This window comes from Geobacillus sp. PLS 41, assembly GCF_056494105.1.
The window spans coordinates 59,047-82,725 of the sequence record NZ_CM151395.1 but is presented as its reverse complement, the minus strand read 5'-3'; the positions used below and the strand labels follow the sequence as shown (position 1 = coordinate 82,725).

Below are 23,679 nucleotides of genomic sequence, written 5' to 3'. Positions count from 1 at the left end.
TAAGGTGGCGCGGCGATGCCGATTCGAGGCGTGCCAAATGTCCAGCGGGCGCCCAGCAGAGGCTAAAGTGCTGCGCTGAGCTGTTTCGGCATTGCCCGCAGCGCTTTCCCAGTTCCGATCGCAACGGCTTCAGACGGATTGGGAGCGACATGCACCGGTACGTGCAGCTCGGCGCCAAGCCATTGCTCAATGCCGTGAAGCAAGGCGCCTCCACCGGTGAGCACCACGCCGTGGTCAATGATGTCCCCGCTCAATTCCGCCGGGCATTCTTCAAGAACGGCGCGAATGGCTTCGGCAATTTGCAGAAGCGATTCTTTCAGGGCATGCTGCACTTCGGCGGGATCAAGAGAAATGGCTTTAAGAAATCCGGTGACCACATCGCGGCCATGAATCGTCATTCCTTGTGTCAAAGACGTCCCGGGAGTGCTGCCGATTTCGATTTTCACTTGTTCAGCGGTTTGTTCGCCGATTAGCAAATTGTAGCGCTGGCGAACATATTGAATGATATCTTCATCGAGCCGATTGCCGCCGATGCGGAGCGAGCGGCAGGCGACGACGCCGCCCAACGAGATGATCGCCGCTTCCGTTTTGCCGGCTCCAAGATGAACGACGACGTTGGCGACCGGCTCGCTGACCGGCAAGTCTGCGCCGATGGCGGCAGCGACCGGCTCTTCAATAAAATGGATGTGCTTCGCCCCGCAATGTTGGGCGATTTCATAAAACGAGCGGCGTTCGACCGAGGTGGCGTGAAACGGAACGCTCATCACGACGCTCGGCTTTTTGAAGGCGAGGCCGAGCGGGTTACCGACTTGCTTGAATACTTGCTGCAACAGCATTTTGGCGCGCTCAAAATCGGCAATAACGCCGTTTTGCAGCGGGTAGGTGACTTCGATGTGGGCTGGGGCTTTGCCGATCATCTGCTTTGCTTGTTGGCCGATCGCCATCAGCTTGCCTGTATGGCGGTTGTAGGCGACCGCAGCCGGTTCGTCAAACACAATCCCTTTTGTTTGGCTGAACAGCCGAACGTTCATTGTGCCTAAATCGATGCCTAGCTCTGAAGAAGCGAACAACGGAAACACCTCCTTTGGCCGAAGCGAAGGAACGAACAACCAATCGCCATCTATACTATTCGGCAGAGATCGGTCATTTATGTCTGCTAGGATCATTCGCCGTGCATAAAAATTTTTTGATCTCATGTATAAAAAACGAAAAGGGAGGAAATGAATAATAGCGTAACGTTTTCCAAGTATTCCCCCGATCCCCTATGAAATATAGCATTGGGCTCTCCGGTTTTGGAGGGCCGCTTTTTTTTGCATAATAAAAACCCCCTGTCTATTAAGCGGACTTAATATGACAGAGAGCTTTTCCGACGGAGCTGTTACAGCCGTTTGGCTCCGATATACTTCGTTTTCCAGTAGCTGCTGTTTAAACTGTCGATTTTCACGCCACGGGAAACGGCATGGATGACTTGATTGTTGCCGATGTAAATAGCCACGTGGGAGACGCCTTTCGTCTGTTTGGAAGTGTCGAAAAACACTAAATCCCCTGGCTGTAATTGGGACTTATGTACGTATGTACCTTTTTTGTACATTTCTCGAGAGGTGCGAGGCAAGGTGACGCCAACTTTTTTATGGGTATAGTAGACAAATCCTGAGCAGTCAAATCCTTTTGGCGTCGTCCCGCCATATCGGTAAGGAGTGCCGATCAGCTTTTTCGCTTCGATGATGAGCCGTGCTTTGTTGGCGGCTGCATCTGAATTGGAAGTGCTTACAAAGAAGGAGGAAAATAGAACGATCATGGATACGAACAGGAGAGAATACCATTTTTTCATTTCCCCTAACCCCCGACAAAATCTTTTCCGATTCGACGTATCTCAACTAGAGTATAGCAGAGGAAACTAGACTTGTTTTTTACAGTTGGATTAAATAATGTTACAGCGCCGTTACAAATATAGCACCTCGTCCTAAAGGCTTATACCAATAGATAGATATTTTCGTTTCGGCCGACCTGGCTTTATGGCCGTAAGCGTGGAAATGGTGTTTCATACCCGAGTCCTATGGCCGACAGATGAATGTCGTAAGCTGTCGAACAAATAGGAACGGTGGAGGGAGGCAGCGCGAAGAATGGCCGTCTTATAATGAAAGCAAAGCGTCGAAGAATCGATGACGGTGATGGATGATGTCGAACCAACTTGAATATATCTTGTATATCTTTGGCCTTTTTTTGACGGTCGGCGGTGTCTATGTATACGGCCATTGGATGGCAAAACGGCATTGGGGGGATGCGCCATGGCTGGCGGCGCCGAGACTGACTGTTGTGTTTGCCACCGTTTCCCTGCTTTTTTTAGGGGCAGGAATGATCTATATCCATTATGCTGAAAAACAAGAACATCGTGAATATGAGGAAGCCGCAAAGCAAATCGCCGGCATGATTGCCGGCGATTTGGCCGCCATGGGGCACGAACGGCTCGATGAAAGGGCGGAACATTTGCCTGCGTATCACATGGTGATGGCGGTGCTGGAGCGTTGGCAACATTATGGCCGCGTGTTGAGTGTGTATACGTTAAAAAAGAATGAACGCGGTGAGCTATATTTCGTTGCAGCGCCAGCGACGGACTACAATCGGAACGGCCGCATTGACGGTGAAAAGGAACAAGCTGTTCCACCTGGGACGGTTTACCGCCGCCATTTTCCAGAGATCGAAGAGGCGTTCCACGGCCGGTTTGCGATGGAACAGCATCCGACAACAGATGAATGGGGAAGAAGCATCAGCGCGTTTATGCCGATTCGTCAACCGGACGGGACAGTGGATGCGGTTATTGGCATCGATTTTGATGCCAAAACGTATGAGAAACATTTGCAGCAAGGGCGGAAACAGGCGATGTGGACGATGATGGCCATGTTTTTGGCGACGGCGGTTGCCTATTTGCTCGCTTTGCATCAACAAATGGAACGGAAGGCGTTGGCTGTCTATCAAAAAACGCTTGCATCCAACGAGCATCGGCTGCGGCGGCTGGCGGAAATGACGATGGAAGGGCTGATCGTCTATGCGCATGGGAAAGTCGTTGAGGTCAATGAAGCGGCGTGCCGTTTGCTTGGCTATTCAGAAAGCGAGCTGATTCATTTGCCGATCGGGGAGTTAGTCGTTGATGGATCCATGAAACTGAATCATCCGCATGAGGAATCGGAGCGCTTTGAAATCGAGCTGCGCCGAAAAGACGGCACCGCATTTCCAGCGGAAATCGTCCGGCGCCGCTACGATTATGAGGGGGAAAAAGGACGGTGGCCGCCGTCCGCGATTTGACGGAACAAAAACAAAACGAAGAGCGGATGCGTTATATCGCCAATCATGATGAACTGACTGGGCTGCCGAACAAGGAGGCGATGTATAAAGCGGTGGAGCGTTGCCTTGTTGAGGCGAAACAGCATCGCTATGAAGCGGCAGTCATATTCTTAGAAGTGAGTGGGATGAAAACGATCAACGATTTTTATGGCTACGCAGTCGGGGACGAAGTGCTCCTCCATTTGGCGCAAGAATGGAAAGAAAAGCAAGGAATGACCGTCGGGCGCTGGAGCGGGAATGAGTTCATCGCATTGGTGCCAAACAGCACACATCAAAAGGCTGAAGAAATGGCGAAACAGCTCATTGAGGCGGCGGACGAACCGATTGTCGTCAATGGGATGGAATTGTACGTGACCGTGAACATCGGCATCAGCGTCTACCCAAAAGATGGGGAGGATGCAAAAACGTTGATTCGCAAGGCGGATATTGCTCGCTACGAGGCGCGAAAAAAAGCGGCGAGCGATTTTCTCTTTTTCACGGAGCCGATGGCGATTCGTCTCAATGAAAAGATGGCGATGGAACGCGACTTGCGGCGTGCGCTTGAAAATGAGGAATTTGAATTGTACTATCAGCCGCAAATTCGGCTTCACGACCGGCAAGTGATCGGCATGGAGGCGTTGATTCGCTGGCGCCATCCGGAAAAAGGGATGGTTTCGCCGTCATTGTTTATCCCGGTTGCCGAACAGACCGGCATGATCATCCCGATCAATGAATGGGTCATCCGCACGGCTTGTGAGCAGACGAAGCAACTGCTTGATCGTTTTCCTGACTTGTCCGTTTCCATCAACTTATCGCCATATGAATTTGAAAGCCGCCGATTTGTGGATAAACTCGCCCGCCTGCTCGCCGACGCCGGGCTGCCGCCGCACCATTTAGATCTGGAAATTACGGAGCGGATGACCATGGATACAGAACTTGCGCTTGATATTCTCTCGAAACTGAAGGGGCTTGGTGTGACGATCAGCATGGATGATTTCGGCACTGGTTACAGTTCGCTCAGCTACTTGACGGATTTGCCGATCGATCGGCTGAAGATCGACCGTTCGTTCGTTCAGCATATTCAAGGAAAAAAAGATGTCATCTTGCCGGCGATCATCCGACTCGGGCATAATATAGGTGTAAAGGTGCTGGCTGAAGGGGTCGAAACGGAGACCGAAGCGGCTTATTTGCAAGGAAAACGGTGCGACGAGGCGCAAGGCTATTATTTTTCCCCGCCGCTTCCGTATGACGAGCTCGTCCGGTTCTTAAACGGGCAGCGCGTGAGGCGGCAGGCGCAGGAGCTGACGTAACATGGACGGATTTTGGCGCATCGCCGAGGAGAAAATTCGCGAAGCGATGAAAAACGGCGAGTTCGACAACTTGCCCGGCTTCGGCAAACCTCTTGAGATTGAAGACCTTTCCCGCATTCCAGAGGAGCTGCGGCTCGGGTATTTGTTGCTGAAAAACGCCGGCTATGTGAGGGAAGAAGCGGAGCTGCGCAAAGAGCTTTTGACGCTCGAGGACTTGCTTCGTTGCTGCGAGGATGATGAGGAAAAACGGGAGCTGGAGAAAAAGTGGACGGAAAAACAGCTTCGTTTGGCCGAATTGATGAAAAAGCGGGGGCAGACGAATTCGAAGGCGCTGCGCGACTACGGGCGGCGCATTGAGGAAAAATTTCGCTGAATGCCAAGAAGGGGAGATTCGCTGAAAAGCCAATCTCCCCATTTTTTATGCAAAAATGGCCAAAAAATGGGGAAAATAAGGGAGGGACGATGAATGAAAGAAAGGAGGGAACGGGGGCATTCTCTTGATGGAAGAAATAGCAAGAACATCTCTAGACAAAAAAGGAGTGATGAAATCGTGAAAAACGTATGGTTAGCTTTTTTCACCGCCCTTGTGCTGACGATGCCGTCGACGGTGGCTGCTGCTGGCCAGAGCGGCGAAGCCGTTGATGTCCATATGCCGGCCGGCCATATGTGGAAGCACAGGGCGCTTGATGAGCAAAAGTGGATGGAAATGGTGCAAACGTACACGCCAGAGCAGATCGGTGAATGGAAAAAAGTGCTGGAGGAACGGAAAACGCTGCGCCAGCAGTTGGATGACGAAAAGGTGAAACGAGTGATCAAGGCACATTGCAAGCAAATGAAAAAAGAACGAGAAGCGGCGCTTGATCGACTCATCGACCAGCTTGCTGACAAAAAAATCACGAAAGAACAGTTCAAGCAAGAGCTGAAACAGTTACATAAAAAGAAACGCTGGATGACGAAAGAAGAAAAACAGCGGCTCCATATGCTTCATGAACAAACAAGACAGGCGATGGAGAATAACGACAAGGAAGCGATGGCCAAACTGTTGCCGCAATGGCTCGATCATATGAAAAAGGAGAACGAGCGGTTGGCAAAATGGCTTCAGGAAGTCAAAGAAGGATGATATGATGATATAATGAAAAAAAGGCCGTGTGACGCACGGCTTCTTTTTTATCTCAACATCGCCTCCGTCGCGCCGAGCGGATGGCCAGGTGTTTGATCCACGATTCCTTCACCGCTTGGACGAACAGGAAAGGGACGGCGGTGTTCAAATGTTCCCATCGCCAAAAGTTGACGGAGGGAATTCGTGCATTTTAGCATAAAGTGATTTCGTGGCGGGGAGGAAGAGGCAATGGGATACCCGGTCATTCTTCATTTGCGCGGCCGTCGGGCGGTCGTTGTCGGCGGCGGGAAGGTGGCGGCAAGGAAAATTCATGGATTGTTAGAGGCAGGGGCGGAAATCGTGATGATTGCGCCTGAAGCGGAGCCGGAGCTTCAAGCGTTGGCCGCGGGGGGGATGATCGTTTGGAAGAAAAAGCGGTTTGACCCAGACGATTTGGCGGAGGCCTTTTTGGTGATTGCCGCGACGAATGATCGCAAGGTGAATGAAGCGGTGACGCAAGCAGCAGCACCCGGTCAACTCGTAAATGTCGTGGATGATCCGGAGCGGTGTGATTTTCACGTTCCCGCTGTTGTCCGCCGCGGTCCGCTCACAATTGCCGTGTCGACCGGAGGGGCAAGTCCGGCGGTTGCCCGCCGCATTCGCCGCGAGCTTGAGGAGAAGTATGGCGAAGAGTACAGGCTGTATCTTGAGTTTTTGCAGCGGGCCCGCGGCATCGTATTGCGCGAAGTGGAGGACGCTGAGGGACGGAAGCGGCTGTTTCAGGCGCTCGCTGCTGATTCCTTCCGGCAGCGCGGCCGATGGGATGAAGAGTTGGCCCAGCTATTGGCGAACGAAAAAGAACGAAACGGAGAAAGAGGGAAAGAGCAATGAACATTCCGATGTATATTGTCGATGCGTTCACCGACCGGCCGTTTGCCGGCAACCCGGCGGCCGTCTGCTTGTTGCCGCAGCCGGTTGGGGATGAGTGGATGCAGCGTGTTGCCGCAGAAATGAATTTGTCTGAGACGGCCTTTTTAGTTCCACATGAGGGCGGCTATCGTCTGCGCTGGTTTACCCCTAAAGCAGAGGTTGATTTGTGCGGCCATGCAACTTTGGCGAGTGCCCATGTGCTGTGGGAGCGCGGGGAACACCGCCGAGATGAAGCGATTGCCTTTTTCACGAACAGCGGAGTATTGACGGCTATAAACAACGATGGTTGGATTCGGCTCGATTTTCCGAACGAAACGCCAGTGCGGGTTGAGTCGCCTCCTGCTGCGCTTGTTGGTGCCTTGCCAGCTGAACCGCTGTTTATCGGGCGCAACCGGTTCGATTATTTGGTGGAAATCGGCTCAGAACAGGAGGTGCGCAGACTGACCCCGGATTTCCGCCTGCTTCAAGAAGTAGATGCGCGCGGCATCATTGTGACAAGCCGTTCAGCGGCAGAAGAAGTGGATTTTGTATCGCGGTCCTTTTTTCCAGCTCTCGGTGTGCCGGAAGACCCGGTTACCGGCTCCGCCCACTGTTGCCTCGGGCCGTATTGGGCGGACAAGCTTGGGAAAACGACGTTAGTCGGCTACCAAGCTTCAGCCCGCGGCGGCATTGTGCGGGTGATGGTGGCAGGCGAGAGGGTTCAGCTCGAAGGAAAAGCCGTCACCGTGCTGAAAGGGGATCTGGCCGCCGAGGCCGCTTTCGGATTGCAACCCATCTGAAACATTCCAGCGGAAACAATGCCTGTTCCGGATCCGGTTGGGCGGGCTGGTGTTTTCTTCACTGCCTATGCCAACGAAAAAGGCGCCCAAGCCTCACGTGAAAGGCGGGCTTCCTTTTTTCGGCGGCGGGCCGGCCGTGCCGGTTCAGCCAGCTTGGAGGTGCGGCCGGCGCCTGTATACGTTTAGTCATCCCACCGATACGTCCAAAACCGTTCTGTTTTGAGCCAAGCAAGTGCATCGCCGCGTTTGGATGCCGCTTGCATCAGTCCTTCGGTTTGCGAACGGTGGGCGCGAATGGCGGCCAGCTTCGTATCGATCACCGAGCTGACATCGCGCACGACATCCGGCTGGCCAAGGTCTTGTTCGCAGTTTTTCGCAAACGCAACGCAATGGACGGTTGGCCGTTCTTCTTTCGGCCAGCGCTTTAAGGCGCGGATGACAGCGGCTCCACACGCATCATGGTCGGGGTGGACGCTGTAGCCGGGGTAAAACGTAATGACAAGCGATGGATTCGTTTCTGCCACGATGGCGGCGATCTGGTCAGCCAGCTCTTCTTCATCCTCAAACTCGACCGTCTTGTCGCGATAGCCGAGCAGGCGCAAATCATGAATGCCAAGAATGCGGCATGCTTCCTCCAGTTCTTGCTTGCGGATGTGTGGAAGCGTTTCGCGGTTGGCAAACGGAGGCACGCCCATATTGCGCCCCATTTCTCCGAGCGTCAAGCAAGCGTACGTCACCGGCGTGCCGTTTTGCGCATGCTCGGCAATCGTTCCCGACACACCGAACGCTTCATCGTCCGGGTGGGGAAAAACAACGAGCACATGTCGTTCGTTCAACGGAACTCCCTCCTTACACAAACGGTTCGTTGCTCAGTTCGAGAGCCACGGCCAATTTCCCTTGATCATCATGGCCTGCTAGCAGCAACTGTCCTTTTTCTGTCCATTCCCAATGGGTCAGCCCTTCGGCGTACACCCAGCCAAGATCAAGCTTCAGTCCGACGCGATATGGCCCGGGGCCGGTGATCTTGCCGCGGGTGAAGCGGATGCAGGCATTGCGGATGTAGGCGCCGACGGAATAAAAACCTTCGTTATGATGGGAGGCGTATGCTCCGTTCGTCGTTTCCAAATGAATATACACGTCACGATTGGCAAAACGATTCAGCGCCTCTTGTACAGCTGCCGTGTCGATCGGTTGCAAGCGGCTCCCTCCTTGCTGTTTGTTTTTCTATTATTGTACATGACCGAGGCGTGTGAGCGGAAATATTTCGACTCCTATTGTATAATAAAAAAAGAGACACATCTTGGACTCATCCGCACCTACAAAGCGTTGAATGCTGATTCAACGAAAGAAGGGTGATGATCGATGGGGGTTCAAGGCAATGGTGTCACGATGCTGAATTTTGACGGCGTGTACCGACCGCAAAAGCGGCTGTTTCAGTTTCCGCACGAATGGGTCGATCTTGCCGACGTGCCGGAGACGAATTTGTATTGCAGCGAAGCGGCGCTTGCTGAAATTGAGCGGCGGCTTGAGCGGCGGCGGAAGCGCGGGGCGGTGCTGATCGGCAGCGGCAACTATCATTATGTCACGTATTTATTGCTTAAAGAAATCAACGAACCGTTTACGCTTGTGCTTTTTGACCGCCATACGGATGCTGAAGGAGGGGATGATGTCATTTCGTGCGGCTCATGGGTCTCCTATGCACTTAAGCATCCGCGGTTGCAAAAAGTCGTTATCGTTGGCCCAACTGCTTCTTCGCATCAACTCCGTTTATCTCCGAACATGACTGTTCTTCCATTTGATGATCATGATGAATGGCCAAAAGCGCTCATCGAGGCCATCCCGACCGGAAGCATCTATATCAGCATCGATAAAGACGCTCTTCGCCGCGAAGACGCGGTCACGAACTGGGATCAAGGAGTGATTCCGCTATCCCAGCTGCTCGCCTGCCTGCGGTTGCTTTTATTCCATAAAAAAGTGCTCGGCGTGGACATATGCGGCGAATACCCGCCCTCCGCTGTCGACATGTTCGACCCGCTTTGTCGCGAAGCGCGGGGAAAAAATGAGCAGGCGAACATGGCCATCTTGGAGACATATTTCCACTATGCGGCGCCGCATTTGCGGCCGGCGTGAGCGGCGAGAAGCGCGGGAAAGGCAGAACCGCTTTTGGTTTGGCGATCAGAAAAGCAAGGAAGACGCTGTCCCTTCGGATTTTGGCCATCGGGCCGGCGCTTCTGCCGGCCCGATGGCCGAAAAAGCCGGGAAGGCCGCTGCTTGAGGGGATGAGCCTAGTTGTCAAAAGCCGCTCCCGTACATAATGCGAAATTGTTTTTCATCGGAGCGGACATCGCGCGGCTCGATGTGCATGCGGGCGACTTTGGCAAACATCGTTCCGGCTTCAATGGTGTCCAAAAAGAGTTGAAGGGCGCTTTCATTCCCCTGAACTTCCATTTCCACTGTTCCGTCATCATTGTTTTTCACCCAACCGGTCAGCTGCCGTTTTAGCGCTTCGTGTTGGACGAAGTATCGAAACCCGACGCCTTGCACGCGCCCTTCCACGATGACATGAACTCTTTTCACGCCGATGAGTCCTCCTTCATCACGGTTGTTCTGCTTCCATCATATAATAGATGAGGCGGAAAATACATGAAAAAAGGAGCTTGATGGTTCAAGCTCCTTTTTTTACGGATGATAGCGATAATACTTGTTGTTGAATGAGCAGCACAAGCCGCGGGTGATCGCCTAGGTAAGAGCATAAATGCCACTGCTTGTCGGAAACAGAGAACCCCTGCAACTTCCGTTCGATCGTTTTCATTAAGACGCCGGTAAACAATAAGTACGGGACGACAAACACACGCCGATACGCCGATGCGTGGGCCCGTTCGAGCCCTTCATCAAGCGTCGGGCGGATGGCAGCGAGAAAACAAACGTCCACGTGCGGCACGTTCGTTTTTTCTTTTAAAAGCGCAGCGATGGCGGACATGTCGCGCTTCGTGTCTGGATCACTGCTGCCGCGGCCGACAAGAAGGATCATCGATTCACCGTCAAGCGGTGCGGACTGTTCGCTGATGCGGTCGATCATGATGTCGATCATTGCTTCATGGACGCCGAACGGAGCGCCACAGAGGATATCAACGGACGGATGGCGCCGTCTCGCGATGTCCAATGCTGCTGGAATATCGTGTTTGGCATGCCCTGCAGAAAGAAGGAGAAGCGGAACGACGATGACGCGTGTCGCCCCTTGGGCGACACAACGGTCAACGCCGGTGACAATGTCCGGTTCCGCGAGCTCGACAAAGCATAGCTCTTGAATCGGAATATCGATGGCCCTCCGGCACTGTTCGACGAAACGCGCCGCTTCATGGCGCGCGGCGGCAATGCGGCTGCCGTGGCTGACATATAAAACAGCTTCCATCGCCATCGCCTCACGATGTTGCGCCAGCGGCTGCGGATGACGCAAGCAACGGCTCAAACCATTGAATGTTGGCGCGCAGCCGGACGACGTCTCCGATCATGATCATGCTCGGATTTTGGATGTTTTCCTTGGCGGCGATTCCGGCGATCGTCGCGAGCGTGCCGGTGACGGTGCGTTGAGCAGTTGTCGTTCCCCATTCGATGACCGCCGCCGGCGTCTCCGGCGCTTTGCCGTATTTCATCAGCTGGCCGCAAATGTATGGCAAGTGATGAACCCCCATGTAAATGGCGATCGTATCGATGCCTTTGGCGAGGCTTTCCCATTTGATCTCGTCACGACTTCCGTCGCGCCGATGCCCGGTGACAAAGGCGACGCTTGAGCTGAACGCGCGATGGGTGACAGGGATGCCGGCATAAGCCGCCGCCGCGATGGCGGAGGTGATGCCGGGAACGATCTCAAATTCGATCCCATGTTTGGCCAGCGCCTCGGCCTCTTCGCCGCCGCGCCCGAACACGAACGGATCGCCGCCCTTTAAGCGGACGACCGTTTTTCCTTTTTTGGCATGCCAGACGAGCGCATGGTTGATCGTTTCCTGCTGCATGGCATGAAAGCCGGGCAGCTTGCCGCAAAAGATGAGTTCGGCGTCCGGCTTGGCATATGAAAGCAACTCTTCATTGATGAGACGGTCGTACAAAATGACATCCGCTTGCTGGATGCATTTTAATCCTTTGACGGTAATGAGTTCCGGGTCGCCGGGGCCGGCGCCGACAAGATATACTTTGCCCATCGTTGTTTCAGCCCCTTCGTGCATGATTCAGCCAGCCGCTGGAAAGCGGCATGGATGCTCGGCTGCTTTTATTGTAAATGGTCTGCCTTGGGATGAAAACGACCTTGTCAAATGACCTCCCGTTCTTTTTTGGCAGAGGACGGGGGAATCAGTCTGTTTTCGCGGCCGGGATCATTCCTCGCTCGCGCAGGTAGGCGAGCACTTGCTCGGCACATTCGTCAACCGAATAACGGTGTGTTTCGATCGTCAGCTCCGGTGCTTCCGGCGCTTCGTACGGCGAGTCGATGCCCGTAAATTCACGGATTTCCCCGCGGCGAGCTTTTTGATACAGCCCTTTCGGATCGCGCTTTTCGCATTCTTCAAGCGGGCAGTTGACGTAAATTTCGATAAACTCGTCTTCTTCGACTAAGCGGCGGACGAGCGCCCGGTCTTCGGCAAACGGCGAGATGAACGCCGTCAGCACAAACTGGCCGCTGTCGACAAACAGCTTTGCCACTTCGCCGATGCGGCGGATGTTTTCCGTCCGGTCGGCGGCGGAAAAGCCGAGATCTTTATTGAGCCCGTGCCGGATGTTGTCGCCGTCTAAGACATAATTCTGAATGCCGAGCTCAAACAGTCGTCTGGAGACAGCGTTGGCCACCGTCGATTTGCCGGAGCCGGACAGCCCGGTGAACCAAAGGATGGCGCTATGATGGCCGTTGCGCTTGCGACGATCTTCTTTTGTGACCGATGTGTGATGCCAAACGATGTTCGTGCTCATCGCGATCCTCCTTTAGCGCGCTGACGGGGCGACCGTTTCGCGTTCTTGCAGCCCTTTGATCAAGACGGCTGCCACTTCCGGGCGGCTGAACGTGCTCGGCGGCACTTGGCCGTTGCGCAGCATTTCACGAACTTTCGTGCCGGAAAGGACGACATGGTATTTCGCGTCATGCGGACACGTTTTTGTCGATGCCATCCCTTCGCATTTCGTGCAGTAAAAGCTATGTTCGAAAAAGAGCGGCGTAATGCCAAGCTCTTCAGCCGTAAAGTTCAAGAAGATTTTTTGCGCATCATACGTACCGTAATAATTGCCGACACCAGCGTGGTCGCGGCCGACGATGAAGTGCGTGCAGCCGAAATTTTTGCGCACCATCGCGTGGAAAATGGCTTCACGCGGACCGGCATAGCGCATCGCAGCTTGGAAGACGCCGAGGAAAACGCGGTCTTTCGGGTAATAGTTTTCCAGCAGCACTTGATAGCTTTCCATCCGGATGTCAGCCGGAATATCGTCCGCTTTCGTTTCGCCGACGAGTGGGTTTAAAAACAAGCCATCAACGATCTCGAGCGCGCATTTTTGAATGTATTCATGGGCGCGGTGAACCGGATTGCGCGTTTGGAAGCCGACAACGGTGTTCCAGCCAAACTCAGCAAACTTTTTCCGCGTTTCTGCTGGATCAAAATAAAACGAGGCGAATTGGCCTTTGTCGGTCCGTTTGACAAGCGTAATCTCCCCGCCGACATACACATCCGGTTTTTCAAACAGTTTGCGCACGCCTGGGTGAGCAAGTTCATCCGTTTTATAAACGAGCTTCGCTTCTTTCGTTTTGTCTGGGCGGTAAATGTCAGCGATCTCAATGACGCCGTAGACGTCGCCACGATAAACGAGTTTCGCCTTATCGCCGACGGCGAGCTCTTTCGCTTTTTCTTCTGTTACCGCGAGCGTGATCGGAATGCTCCAGACGGTGCCGTCAGACAGACGCATTGTTTCAACAACCGCGTCGTAATCCGTTTTCGTTAAAAAACCAGTGAGAGGGCTGTAGGCGCCCGTTCCGATCAGCTCCAAGTCGCTCAGTTCGGCTTTGGAGAGCTCGATCGTTTTGGTCGCCTCATCAAGCGGATAGTCCGGATTCCAACGATTGATCAATGTGCCGCCATGCGGGATGCTTACGCTCATGTTCATAACCTCCTAGATTGATAGATGTTGTGAAATGCCGCTGCCATGTTCATGAGGCAAGCGCTCTTTTTTCAGGCTAATGACGCCAAGCAGACGCTCAAGATGGCGATGACCGTATAGACGTCGCTGTCAAACAGCAGCTTGACGATTCGGAATGGCGTCCGATTCATCAGCGACGCCTATCGAGGCCGCCGCGCCGCTCGCCTCGATGTTCATGGCGAAGAAAAAGGATGCGATCAAAGCAATGGCAAGGAGCATATCGTTTTTCTCTCCTTAAGCGAGATGGAGACCGCATTCCGTCTTTCCTTGGCCGGCCCAGCGCCCGGAGCGCAAGTCGTTCGGATCTGTAGCCGGAGCGGTGCACGGGGCGCAACCGATGCTCGGGTAGCCGCGGTCGTGGAGCACATTGTACGGGAGATGGCGTTTGTACACGTAATTCCATACGTCTTTCCACGTCCAGTGAATGAGCGGACAGACTTTAATAGAACGGAACTTGTCGTCTTTGTTAATGTACTCGACATGCCGCCGCGTCGGCGATTGCTCGCGGCGCAAGCCGGAAATCCACGCCGTCACCCCGGTCAGCACCTCGCGCAGCGGAATGACTTTGCGCAGCTCACAGCATTTGTTCGGGTCGCGTTTCCATAACTCGTCGCCAAACTGCGCCTTCTGTTCTTCCAACGTCAAGCGCGGCTGCTTCATCACGATGCGAAGCGACGGATATTTTTCTTTCACTTTCGCGATCGTATCGTACGTCTCTGGAAAATGCAGGCCGGTATCCAAAAAGACGATTTCGGCGTCCGGTTTGACTTGGGAGATGAGATCAATCAGCACAATCCCCTCGATGCCGAAGCTGCACGCGTATACGATCTCATCGCCGTATTCGCGATACGCCCAAGCAAGGACGTCAAGCGCCCCTTTTGTTTCATTATCGGACGGAAAAGACGGTTTTTCCGCCTTTTCCCACTGATCATACGTGAGCATCGGTTTCTCCTCCTCACAAAATCAAAGAAAATCCACGTAATTAGTCGGATATATAGCGGCCAAACGGCAATTCGGCGGCGAAAATCCTTCCTTGCATGAATCAGAAAGAGCGGGAGAAAGGGTGCCCCTTATTTTACTAAAGATCTTCTTTAGCTGGAATTGGCACTTTGCTATAGGCGGCAGGTTGACGGAGTTCATTGAGCCAATTCCTCCCTCACTCCCGAGCAACGTATGCAACGCATGTCATTTAATTGATTAAAATTTTAGCACAATTGACGATAATGTCAATCATAGTTTTTCGATAGGAATTGTTTTTATACGAAACAGCTGCATTGCCTGCCTAGCAGCAGATGGGAGCGTTATTTTTTGCGCAGGCTTCCGAGCTCTTCGACAATCGCCTGCATTTCGCTTGGGCTGAACGTCTCGCGTTTCATCACCATCTCGTAAATGTCTCTCAACTCATCGTACCATTCCTCGGAAAAATGGGACGGCTTGATGGCATCCAAGTTCAGCACTTTCAACTTTTGCTTCAACTGTTCGATCATGTAGGCGACGTTTTCCGCCGACCGTTTTGATAAATCCATTCGTTTACTCCTTTCATGGCAAGTTACTATGTATTGTACCATAGGTGCAGGAAGAATGGGGAGAGATTGCCTGGCTTGCTTTTCTGATGAAAAACGGATGATGTGGTAAAATGTAGGTGCACATGCATAGTGCCAGTCTAAAAGGTTGGTGAAACACCTCGTTTTCTTCAAAATGGTTGTCGTGAACGCGCACAAAAGTTGTTGGCCCATTCGCACACGCTCCCCCGCTGGAGTTGTTTTTTCGTTACATCCCCGTCCTTCTAGGGACAAAAAGGGCTAGATGAAAAGAAATGAAGGAAAACTAACGGTGGAAAGCACCGTGGACATAGAGAGAGGGGTGGCTGTTTGGATGATTAAAGTGCTGTTTGTTTGTCTTGGAAACATTTGTCGCTCGCCGATGGCGGAAGCGGTCTTCCGTCATTTGGTGAAAGAGCGGGGGCTTGACGGTCTGATTGCCGTTGATTCGGCGGGAACAGGCAGCTGGCATGTCGGTGAGCCGCCGCATGTGGGGACAAGAAGGGTTTTGACTGAAAATAAGATCGACTACTCCGGCATCCGCGCCCGGCAAGTGAATCATCGTGACTTGGAAGAATTTGATTACATCATCGCCATGGACGCAGCCAACTTGAACGATTTGCGCCGATTGGCTGGCTCCCGTTCGAAAGCGGTGCTCGCCCGGTTGCTTGACTTTGTTCCCGACCGGGAAAAAGACGATGTGCCTGATCCGTATTATACCGGGAATTTTGCCGAAGTGTATCGCCTCGTCCGCTCAGGGTGCGAGCATTTGCTTGAGAGGATCATCCGCGACCATCGACTTGGTGTGGAGGAAACAAAATGACTTTGAGGGCGGCGCACCCGTCTAGGGAAAAACGGGGAAGGAGGGCAGCCGATGGTCGTAAATTTGGCGTTCATCCGTGAGTTGGCCCGCCGTTTTACGGAAGATGAAATCCCGCGTTTGTCGGCGGAATTGGCGTATTACTTTCTTCTGTCGCTCTTTCCGTTTTTGTTGTTTTTAATGACGCTGTTGGCGTATTTGCCGATTCCGCATGAAGATGTGCTTGCGCTCGTGCGGCAATACGCCCCGAAAGAGGCGCTTCACCTCATCGAGACGAACGTTTATCGTCTCATGAATGAGCAAAATGGGGGATTGTTGTCGTTTAGCATCATCGCAGCTATTTGGTCAGCGTCTAATGGCATGAGTGCCATTATGAGGGCATTCAACCGCGCTTATGATGTGCAAGAAGACCGGCCGTTTTGGATCGTACGCGGGCTGTCGATTGTGTTGACGCTCGGCATGATCGTTGTCATCATCGTTGCCCTCGTGCTTCCGGTCTTCGGGCGGATAATCGGGCTGTTTTTGTTCTCTGCTCTCGGGTTGTCGCAACAGTTTTTGGAGGTTTGGAACGCGTTTCGTTGGGTGACGAGTTCGCTGTTATTGTTTGCTGTCTTTACTGCCCTTTATTATTTCGCGCCGAACAAACAGCTTCGCTGCGTCAACGTCGTGCGCGGCGCGCTGTTTGCCACCGCCGGCTGGATTGCGGCGTCGCTGGCGTTCGCGTATTATGTCAACAACTTTGCCGATTACACGGCGATGTATGGCAGCCTTGGCGGGATGATCGTGTTGATGGTTTGGTTTTATTTGTCCGGCATGATTCTTGTCTTGGGCGGGGAACTCAACGCCATGTTTGACTGTGAGCGCGAAGGGAAAAGACGGCAGCGTTAGCGTGCATAAACGGTGCCGAGGCGGGATATCGTAACAATGCAGGGGATCTTGGCATAGGGGGGATCAAGATGACGAAACATACGAAAAAAGACGGGGGCACGAAGCAAAAAGGAAAAAACAGACCAAAGCATAAGACGAGTGGCAGTGCCAACGGCCAAAACGGCTATCATTGAAAGAAGCTGCCTCAAAAGGTGGTTCTTCGTTCAACATAGCACAACATATTGTAATATTGTGCCCCGGCGGTCGTTTTATGTGTATAGATGGAAATCAAAAAAAGGTGCCCTTCCCTTTTTGGAGGGCACCTTTCCTTTCATGCAAACACAGGCGCATCGAGCCGCCGCCGCTTTATTCAACGATTTCTTCGTGATGGTGGTAATAGCGCTCATAAATGTATTCAATTTCTGCATCGGTCATATAGGCGAGTTCCTCGCGCGACAATCCCCGCACTTTTTCGATAAACTCGATCATATTTTTCCGTTCCGTTCTGCTCATGATCGCCACTCCTTTATACTGTTTTAAAACAGAAACTTGATATCTTGGTTTTATTATATAACAGAGGGAACAAAATGGTCAACGATTTTTTTGAAAAAAATAAAAAATAAAAAACAAAAAACGGTCAAGCCGCTGTTTCCTGTTCCCGGCGGCTGACGAGGCAAATGGCCGGAACGAGGAGGACAGCGCTGACCGCAAGGAAAAAGGCGCGAGCAGAGAGATCAACCACGCTGCCGGCAAGCGGCGGGCCCGTCATGCTGCCGAGACTGTATAGCATCCCGCACAACAAATTGCCGGCGGGAAGCAGCTCTTTCGGCAACAGGTCGGTCATATAGGCGATGCCGAGCGAGAAGAGCGAGCCGGTAAACATGCCAGCGGTGAACAAACAAGCAGCCAACCCAACCGTGGACGCACCGACAGTGAGGGCAATCAAAAAACAACCGGCGCCGGCCAAGAGTGCACCGGTGATGATCTCGCGCCGCCCGAACCGGTCGCTGAGCGCTCCGAGCGGAAGCTGAAAGATGATGCCCCCAAGCGAGAAGCATGGCAAGATGAAGGCGATCTGCTCAGCGCTCATCCGCTCACGCAAGGCGTACAGCGGGAAGATGGAATGGGCAGCCGCTTCTAAAAAACCGTAGGCAAACGGCAACAAAAGCGCTGGCCATGCCTGTTTCCAAGCGCCAATAAACCGACCGGCCGCCGACGAAGAACGTTCAAGCGGCTTTGGTTTTTCGTTCGGCAGCCAAAAGACGCCGATCCAACCGGCGAAACTAAGGAGAGCAGCTAAATAAAACGGAAGCGCCTTCTCGACCGAAGCGAGTGAAGCCAACAGCGGGCCGATGGTGAAGCCGAGGCCGAACGCCCACCCATACAGCGACAATCGCCGTCCGCGTTCAGTCGGCGGCGAAAAGTCCGTAATCCATGTTTGTGTCGCAAAATGAAGCATATGATCGCCGATGCCGATGGCAAAGCGAAGAACAAGCCAAAAGAAAAGAGAAGGAAAAAGTGGAAAAAGAATAAGCGAACATATTACAATGAAACCACCAAGGAGAATGAGGAGCCGATAGCCATAGCGTCTCAGCGGCCGTTCCAAAAATGGCGAAATGGTCAAGACACCGATATACAGGGCGGCGGCGTGCGCCCCGTTAACGGACGAAGAGACGCCGTTTTCATCAAGAAGCATCGCCAAAAGCGGCAGCAACATCCCTTGCGATAGACCAGAGACGGCGACAATCCCGGTTAAGATGGCAAAACGCATCGTGCATCCCCATTTCAGTTGAAATCGCAGGCCAATCAAACAAGCGAGGCCGGATGTTTCCTAGGGCGAATGAATGCCCTTATCCATCGTACATAGAAACGGCGGTCAATGCAACGAAAACAATCAAGAGGAAAGGTGGAAGAGAAATGAACAAGGTGTTTGCTTGGATGACATGGATCGGCGTGCCGGTGTCGGTCATCGGCGGGTTTCTTCATTGGCCGACTGTCTTGATGTTTGTGCTGTACTGTTTGACGATCATTGCGCTCGCCAGCTATATGGGGCGAGCGACGGAAAGCTTGGCGATCGTCGCCGGACCGCGCATTGGCGGGCTGTTGAACGCGACGTTTGGCAACGCGGTCGAGCTGATCATTTCCATTTTTGCCTTGCAGGCTGGACTCGTTGACGTCGTGCTCGCTTCCTTAACCGGTTCGGTGCTCGGGAACTTGCTTTTGGTGGCTGGGCTATCGTTTTTTGTCGGCGGACTAAAATATAAGCGGCAAGAATTCAACATTTATGATGCTCGTCATAATGCCGGGCTGCTGACTTTTGCTATCTTCATCGCTTTTGTCATTCCGGAAGTGTTTACCATGCATATGAATCACAGCGAACAAGTCGCGTTGAGCGTTGGCATTTCGATCATCATGATCTTGCTTTACGCCGCTGCCCTTTATTTCCGGCTTGTCACCCATCGCGGCGTATATCAGCATAAATCAGAAGAAGTGGAAGAACATGAAGAGCCCGAATGGGGCAAAGGGAAAGCGACCGCCATTTTGGCGCTGGCGACGGTTGCGGTCGCCTATTTATCGGAACGGCTCGTTCATACGTTTGAAACGGTCGCCGAGTCATTCGGCTGGAGCGAGCTGTTTATCGGGATCATCATCGTGGCCATCGTCGGCAATGCGGCGGAGCACGCTTCCGCGGTGATTATGGCGTACAAAAACAAAATGAATGTCGCGGTGGAAATTGCCGTCGGCTCGACATTGCAAATCGCCATGTTCGTTGCGCCGGTGCTTGTGCTCGTTTCGCTTTTGTTTCCGGAAAAAATGCCGCTTGTCTTTTCACTTCCTGAGCTGGTGGCGATGGCTGCTTCCGTCCTTTTGATGATCGTGCTGTCAAATGATGGTGATACGAACTGGTTTGAAGGAGCAACATTGCTCGCTGCCTATACGATCATGGGCATCGGTTTTTACTTGCTGTAAGTGACTGCATCCGGGTATTCGCCGTCCGGGTGTTTTTTTGGCGGTGCGGGAAGTGGGGCGCCAAACGGGGAAAATTTTCACCGCCGCGGATAAACGGCGCATTTTGAAAGAAACTAACAGTGAATAACGTGGGAAGAAAGGAGTGAAGACGATGAAAAAGTGGGCTGTTTCGCTGTTCGTGAGCGTGCTTCTTCTTTATGCGGCGGCGTTTTCGGCGCTGGCGGCTGCCGGCAAACCGGCGCCCGGTGCGGTGATTGATATATCGAAAGAAAATACGTATCCGAACCCGACGCAAGATTTGCCGCATTTGGAACCGAGCTCGTTTACAAAACAGCTGTTAAGATCGGCGAATGTGAAAATTGAGAATCCCGAATTGATCCATCTCTTTAATGAATCTTCGGCGACCGACACGCCATGGGCCGTTGGCTATCGAGCGACGATTTATTTAGGCCAATGGCCGCTCAATTACCAGTCGATCGAAACGTCGACGAACTGGGAATATCAAAAGGTCAACACGAATTTCCTTGATAACCGCGGCGGCGATACGGCGCAAAAGTTGTACTATAAACAAGAAATGCAAAAATACGTCCGCGGCGGGTTGACGGTGAAAGTGCCGAATGAAGACGCGGTTAAGCGGATGATGTTAAACAAAGCGATGGAAAAGACGAACTTGCCGCTCTCTTTCAGCACGGTTGTCGGCCTTGGCACGAAAAAAGACCAACCGTACAACGTACCGGCGAAAAAAATAGGTTATTTGTACGCGTACGCTCCGGCGGTGAATGAAAAAGGGAAAGTAACATACGGGGAAGTGTACGTCGTGCTCAAAGGAAACAAAAAGAAAATTGTCGTCAAAAACGTGACGACAAGAGGGGTTGGGGCGTGGATTCCGGTGCAGGATCGCCTGTACATGTCATATGTGGTGAGTGAACAGCCAAGATAAAACGTCAAGGAAAAGCTCCTTGACGTTTTTTATCGGCCAATGCGCGCGGACCGCTTCGTAAAATCGACGCCGCGGTAATACGTCTGCTTCACAAGGACGTTCGGTCCGAGGCAGCGTGCCGACGGGCAGTGGCAAAGAAGCTCCCTAGCAAGCTTTGAGCGCCGCCATTTGTCATACACGTCTGGCAGCGAATCGTGAATGATGTTGCCAAGCGGCGGTTCATCACCGAAATCGGTGACGATGACATCGCCGGTGAAAATATTGACATTGAGCCGTGAACGTCCGTCTGGATCGTTGCGCACGGTGACGTTTTTGCTTTCATACAGCCGCTTCAATAGACGCACATCTTCTTCGTTGTCGCTGCACGGGTAAAACGGCAGCGTGCCAAACAGCATCCAGACGTTTTCGTCGCGAATGTCAAGCAAATGGTGAATCGCTTCGCGCAATTCGTCCAAGCTCAACGTCTCTAAAGCGCTGGCAAAATCGCTCGGATACATCGGATGGATTTCATGGCGCCGGCAGCCCATTGCCTCGACAACTTGGCGGTGGATCGTTTCCAAGTGGCGGACGGTTCGTTTGTTTAACATCGTTTCCGCCGATACCATCACGCCGGCATTTGCCAGCGCTTTTGCATTGTCAAGCATGCGCTGGAAGTATTTCTCGCGTTGGGCGCGCGTCGGCTTCCGCTCCATCATGGCAAAACCACCTTCGACAAAGTCGTCGATCGTCCCCCAGTTGTGCGAGATATGGAGCACATCCAAATACGGAATGACTGGTTCATAGCGAGACAAATCCAACGTCAAGTTCGAATTGAGCTGCGTCCGCACCCCGCGCTCGTGCGCGTAGCGGAGAAGGGGAACGACGTATTGTTCGACGGATTTTAATGACAGCATCGGCTCGCCGCCGGTGATGCTTAATGACCGCAAATGCGGAATTTCCTCGAGCCGGCGGAGCAACATATCAAGCGGCAGCGCCTCGGGATCTTTCATTGTCAACGTATAGCCAACAGCACAATGCTCACAGCGCATATTGCAAAGCGTCGTTGTGGTAAACTCAATATTCGTCAGTTGTAGTTTTCCATATTCTTCAATATCGACGTACGCTTCCCAAGGGTCATACGCCGGTGTAATGGCTGGCATGGTGGATGAGCGCATGGTCTTCTCCTCTTTCCATTCAAAGTCCCAACGTTCATTATCGGCAACAGTCACTCCGCTTGTCAATCGTTTTGGCCGCTGATCCTCTATCCCATTCCTATGAGGCGGGCGGGGGACTGATGAGACAGAAAAGAAAGATTTTTTCCATAACCGAGAAAAAGCAGTATAATAGAAGAAGATGAGACAACTGCCAATAGGGCGATCCAAAAGGAAAGGGCGTGGAATCAGCATGGAAAAATTCCAGCAAAGCATGTATGACTTGATCGTTGAGACATCAACGAAGCTGCCGAAGGACGTTCGCCGAGCGATCGCTCGAGCGAAAGTGCGCGAAAACGCCGGCACGCGGGCGGCCATGGCGCTCAATACGATCGTCGAGAACATTCAGATGGCGGATGAAAACGTGTCTCCCATTTGCCAAGACACCGGCTTGCCGACGTTTAAAATCAAAGTGCCGGTCGGCGTCAACCAAATCGAAATGAAAAAAGCGATCCGCGCCGCCATTGTCGAAGCGACGAAAAACGGCAAGCTGCGTCCGAACTCGGTCGACTCGCTCACCGGCAAAAACAGCGGCGACAACTTAGGGGAAGGCGTGCCGGTCATTAAATTCGAACAATGGGAAAACGATTACATTGACGTTCGCCTTATTTTAAAAGGCGGCGGTTGTGAAAACAAAAACATTCAATACAGCCTTCCGTGTGAACTCGAGGGGCTCGGCCGCGCCGGCCGCGACCTTGACGGCATCCGCAAATGCATTTTGCATGCGGTGTACCAAGCGCAAGGGCAAGGATGCAGCGCTGGCTTTATCGGCGTCGGCATCGGCGGCGACCGCTCATCGGGCTATGAGTTGGCGAAAGAGCAGCTGTTCCGTCCGGTCGATGATGTCAATCCGATTGAAGAATTGCGCCAACTCGAAGAATACATTATGGAAAACGCCAACAAACTTGGCATCGGCACGATGGGCTTTGGCGGCGAATCGACGCTGCTTGGCTGTAAAATCGGCGTTATGCACCGCATCCCGGCGAGCTTCTTCGTTTCGGTCGCCTACAACTGCTGGGCGTTTCGGCGCATGGGCGTGAAAATCGATCCGGCGACCGGTGAGATCATCGAATGGCTGTACCAAGACGGCGAAGACGTCGATTTTGCAAAAGAGTTGGAAAAAGCGGAAGCAGCCGCGGCGCTTGAACAAGGCGACACACGCGTCATCGACCTTGTTCCGCCGCTGTCGGAAGAACAAGTGCGCCAGCTTCGCGTCGGCGACGTCGTCCGCATCAGCGGCGTCATTTACACCGGCCGCGATGCCATTCATAAATATTTGATGGACCATGACGCGCCGGTCGACTTGAACGGGCAAATCATTTATCATTGCGGCCCGGTCATGTTAAAAGATGAAGAAGGCCGCTGGCACGCCAAAGCTGCCGGCCCGACGACAAGCATCCGTGAAGAGCCGTACCAAGGCGACATCATGAAAAAATTCGGTGTCCGCGCTGTCATCGGCAAAGGCGGCATGGGCGCGAAGACGCTGCAAGCGTTAAAAGAACACGGCGGCGTGTATTTGAACGCCATCGGCGGCGCGGCGCAATATTACGCCGATTGCATCAAATCCGTGGAAGGCGTTGATTTGCTGGAGTTTGGCATCCCCGAAGCGATGTGGCATTTGCGCGTCGAAAACTTCACTGCTGTTGTCACGATGGATTCGCACGGCAACAGCTTGCATGAAGATGTGGAAAAATCGTCGCTTGAAAAGCTGGCTCAGTTCAAAGAGCCGGTGTTCAAGTAA

General features: G+C 52.9%; 24 protein-coding genes, 1 pseudogene and 1 riboswitch. Of the genes and pseudogenes, 11 read left to right on the top strand and 14 right to left on the bottom strand.

All coding sequences use genetic code 11. The features are described 5' to 3' along the window. Nucleotides 1-62 precede the first annotated feature (62 nt). Both mreBH and ACVX3G_RS00405 read right to left on the bottom strand, forming a co-directional pair. On the bottom strand, nucleotides 63-1,070 hold the full coding sequence (gene mreBH, locus ACVX3G_RS00410; protein WP_011229903.1) for a rod-share determining protein MreBH: 1,008 nt from the start codon (nucleotides 1,068-1,070) through the stop codon (nucleotides 63-65). Nucleotides 1,071-1,378: 308 nt separating this feature from the next. Beyond that, nucleotides 1,379-1,831 carry a C40 family peptidase gene (locus tag ACVX3G_RS00405; protein WP_011229904.1) on the bottom strand — a complete coding sequence of 151 codons (453 nt, stop codon included), beginning with the start codon at nucleotides 1,829-1,831 and terminating at the stop codon, nucleotides 1,379-1,381. A gap of 344 nt (nucleotides 1,832-2,175) precedes the next feature. On the opposite strand from ACVX3G_RS00405, the pseudogene ACVX3G_RS00400 reads away from it, so the two are divergent. The 5 genes and pseudogenes from ACVX3G_RS00400 to ACVX3G_RS00380 all read left to right on the top strand — a co-directional run bounded on the left by ACVX3G_RS00400 (nucleotide 2,176) and on the right by ACVX3G_RS00380 (nucleotide 7,439). Further along, nucleotides 2,176-4,631: pseudogene (locus ACVX3G_RS00400) on the top strand (putative bifunctional diguanylate cyclase/phosphodiesterase). A gap of 1 nt (nucleotide 4,632) precedes the next feature. Continuing rightward, on the top strand, nucleotides 4,633-5,004 hold the full coding sequence (locus ACVX3G_RS00395; protein WP_011229906.1) for a DnaJ family domain-containing protein: 372 nt from the start codon (nucleotides 4,633-4,635) through the stop codon (nucleotides 5,002-5,004). A 177-nt stretch (nucleotides 5,005-5,181) separates the two neighbouring features. Further along, nucleotides 5,182-5,751 carry a hypothetical protein gene (locus ACVX3G_RS00390; RefSeq protein ID WP_025039075.1) on the top strand — a complete coding sequence of 190 codons (570 nt, stop codon included), beginning with the start codon at nucleotides 5,182-5,184 and terminating at the stop codon, nucleotides 5,749-5,751. 228 nt (nucleotides 5,752-5,979) lie between these two features. Next, nucleotides 5,980-6,621 carry a precorrin-2 dehydrogenase/sirohydrochlorin ferrochelatase family protein gene (locus ACVX3G_RS00385; RefSeq protein WP_014194883.1) on the top strand — a complete coding sequence of 214 codons (642 nt, stop codon included), beginning with the start codon at nucleotides 5,980-5,982 and terminating at the stop codon, nucleotides 6,619-6,621. After that, nucleotides 6,618-7,439, top strand: coding sequence for a PhzF family phenazine biosynthesis protein (locus ACVX3G_RS00380; RefSeq protein ID WP_014194884.1), 822 nt, complete (start codon nucleotides 6,618-6,620; stop codon nucleotides 7,437-7,439). The genes ACVX3G_RS00385 and ACVX3G_RS00380 overlap by 4 nt, the downstream gene beginning before the upstream one ends. A 182-nt stretch (nucleotides 7,440-7,621) precedes the next feature. Here ACVX3G_RS00380 and bshB2 read toward each other — a convergent pair whose 3' ends face one another. Both bshB2 and ACVX3G_RS00370 read right to left on the bottom strand, forming a co-directional pair. Next, on the bottom strand, nucleotides 7,622-8,275 hold the full coding sequence (bshB2, locus tag ACVX3G_RS00375) for a bacillithiol biosynthesis deacetylase BshB2 (RefSeq protein ID WP_011229911.1): 654 nt from the start codon (nucleotides 8,273-8,275) through the stop codon (nucleotides 7,622-7,624). Nucleotides 8,276-8,288: 13 nt separating this feature from the next. Then, a complete protein-coding gene (locus tag ACVX3G_RS00370) occupies nucleotides 8,289-8,636 on the bottom strand; it encodes a YojF family protein (protein ID WP_011229912.1) in 348 nt (115 codons plus the stop codon). A gap of 165 nt (nucleotides 8,637-8,801) precedes the next feature. Between ACVX3G_RS00370 and ACVX3G_RS00365 the strand changes: the two genes are divergently transcribed. Continuing rightward, entirely contained in the window at nucleotides 8,802-9,569 is a 768-nt protein-coding gene (locus tag ACVX3G_RS00365) for an arginase family protein (protein WP_021321836.1), read from the top strand. Between the two features lie 162 nt (nucleotides 9,570-9,731). Here ACVX3G_RS00365 and ACVX3G_RS00360 read toward each other — a convergent pair whose 3' ends face one another. The 7 genes from ACVX3G_RS00360 to ACVX3G_RS00330 all read right to left on the bottom strand — a co-directional run bounded on the left by ACVX3G_RS00360 (nucleotide 9,732) and on the right by ACVX3G_RS00330 (nucleotide 15,136). After that, nucleotides 9,732-10,016: an acylphosphatase gene (locus ACVX3G_RS00360; RefSeq protein ID WP_011229915.1), complete on the bottom strand. Its 285-nt coding sequence runs from the start codon at nucleotides 10,014-10,016 to the stop codon at nucleotides 9,732-9,734. An 88-nt stretch (nucleotides 10,017-10,104) separates the two neighbouring features. Beyond that, the gene (locus ACVX3G_RS00355) at nucleotides 10,105-10,851 is read right to left on the bottom strand and encodes a sirohydrochlorin chelatase (RefSeq protein WP_013146355.1); all 747 of its coding nucleotides are present in this window, start codon (nucleotides 10,849-10,851) and stop codon (nucleotides 10,105-10,107) included. A 10-nt stretch (nucleotides 10,852-10,861) separates the two neighbouring features. After that, on the bottom strand, nucleotides 10,862-11,638 hold the full coding sequence (cobA, locus tag ACVX3G_RS00350; protein WP_011229917.1) for a uroporphyrinogen-III C-methyltransferase: 777 nt from the start codon (nucleotides 11,636-11,638) through the stop codon (nucleotides 10,862-10,864). Nucleotides 11,639-11,786: 148 nt separating this feature from the next. Continuing rightward, the gene (cysC, locus tag ACVX3G_RS00345) at nucleotides 11,787-12,398 is read right to left on the bottom strand and encodes an adenylyl-sulfate kinase (protein WP_011229918.1); all 612 of its coding nucleotides are present in this window, start codon (nucleotides 12,396-12,398) and stop codon (nucleotides 11,787-11,789) included. A gap of 12 nt (nucleotides 12,399-12,410) precedes the next feature. Beyond that, complete coding sequence (sat, locus tag ACVX3G_RS00340) at nucleotides 12,411-13,571, bottom strand: sulfate adenylyltransferase (RefSeq protein ID WP_011229919.1); 1,161 nt, start codon at nucleotides 13,569-13,571, stop codon at nucleotides 12,411-12,413. 273 nt (nucleotides 13,572-13,844) lie between these two features. Further along, nucleotides 13,845-14,552: a phosphoadenylyl-sulfate reductase gene (locus ACVX3G_RS00335; RefSeq protein ID WP_011229920.1), complete on the bottom strand. Its 708-nt coding sequence runs from the start codon at nucleotides 14,550-14,552 to the stop codon at nucleotides 13,845-13,847. A 125-nt stretch (nucleotides 14,553-14,677) separates the two neighbouring features. Continuing rightward, nucleotides 14,678-14,782: riboswitch (SAM riboswitch) on the bottom strand. Between the two features lie 129 nt (nucleotides 14,783-14,911). Further along, nucleotides 14,912-15,136 carry a DUF1128 domain-containing protein gene (locus ACVX3G_RS00330; protein ID WP_011229922.1) on the bottom strand — a complete coding sequence of 75 codons (225 nt, stop codon included), beginning with the start codon at nucleotides 15,134-15,136 and terminating at the stop codon, nucleotides 14,912-14,914. Between the two features lie 349 nt (nucleotides 15,137-15,485). Between ACVX3G_RS00330 and ACVX3G_RS00325 the strand changes: the two genes are divergently transcribed. Both ACVX3G_RS00325 and ACVX3G_RS00320 read left to right on the top strand, forming a co-directional pair. Beyond that, nucleotides 15,486-15,974: a low molecular weight protein-tyrosine-phosphatase gene (locus ACVX3G_RS00325; RefSeq protein WP_013146347.1), complete on the top strand. Its 489-nt coding sequence runs from the start codon at nucleotides 15,486-15,488 to the stop codon at nucleotides 15,972-15,974. 51 nt (nucleotides 15,975-16,025) lie between these two features. After that, a complete protein-coding gene (locus ACVX3G_RS00320; protein WP_011229924.1) occupies nucleotides 16,026-16,859 on the top strand; it encodes a YihY/virulence factor BrkB family protein in 834 nt (277 codons plus the stop codon). Between the two features lie 345 nt (nucleotides 16,860-17,204). On the opposite strand, the gene ACVX3G_RS00315 is transcribed toward ACVX3G_RS00320, so the two are convergent. Then, the gene (locus ACVX3G_RS00315; RefSeq protein ID WP_011229925.1) at nucleotides 17,205-17,351 is read right to left on the bottom strand and encodes a BH0509 family protein; all 147 of its coding nucleotides are present in this window, start codon (nucleotides 17,349-17,351) and stop codon (nucleotides 17,205-17,207) included. A gap of 124 nt (nucleotides 17,352-17,475) precedes the next feature. Next, a complete protein-coding gene (locus ACVX3G_RS00310; protein ID WP_014194892.1) occupies nucleotides 17,476-18,609 on the bottom strand; it encodes an MFS transporter in 1,134 nt (377 codons plus the stop codon). A gap of 146 nt (nucleotides 18,610-18,755) precedes the next feature. Between ACVX3G_RS00310 and cax the strand changes: the two genes are divergently transcribed. Both cax and ACVX3G_RS00300 read left to right on the top strand, forming a co-directional pair. After that, the gene (gene cax, locus ACVX3G_RS00305; protein ID WP_011229927.1) at nucleotides 18,756-19,808 is read left to right on the top strand and encodes a calcium/proton exchanger; all 1,053 of its coding nucleotides are present in this window, start codon (nucleotides 18,756-18,758) and stop codon (nucleotides 19,806-19,808) included. Nucleotides 19,809-19,959: 151 nt separating this feature from the next. Further along, the gene (locus ACVX3G_RS00300) at nucleotides 19,960-20,748 is read left to right on the top strand and encodes a YfkD famly protein (protein WP_011229928.1); all 789 of its coding nucleotides are present in this window, start codon (nucleotides 19,960-19,962) and stop codon (nucleotides 20,746-20,748) included. 29 nt (nucleotides 20,749-20,777) lie between these two features. Here ACVX3G_RS00300 and yfkAB read toward each other — a convergent pair whose 3' ends face one another. After that, entirely contained in the window at nucleotides 20,778-21,902 is a 1,125-nt protein-coding gene (gene yfkAB, locus ACVX3G_RS00295; protein ID WP_011229929.1) for a radical SAM/CxCxxxxC motif protein YfkAB, read from the bottom strand. Nucleotides 21,903-22,131: 229 nt separating this feature from the next. Here yfkAB and ACVX3G_RS00290 point away from each other — a divergent pair, with 229 nt between their 5' ends. Beyond that, nucleotides 22,132-23,679 (top strand): fumarate hydratase, encoded by a 1,548-nt coding sequence (locus ACVX3G_RS00290; RefSeq protein WP_014194894.1) that lies wholly within the window; start codon nucleotides 22,132-22,134, stop codon nucleotides 23,677-23,679.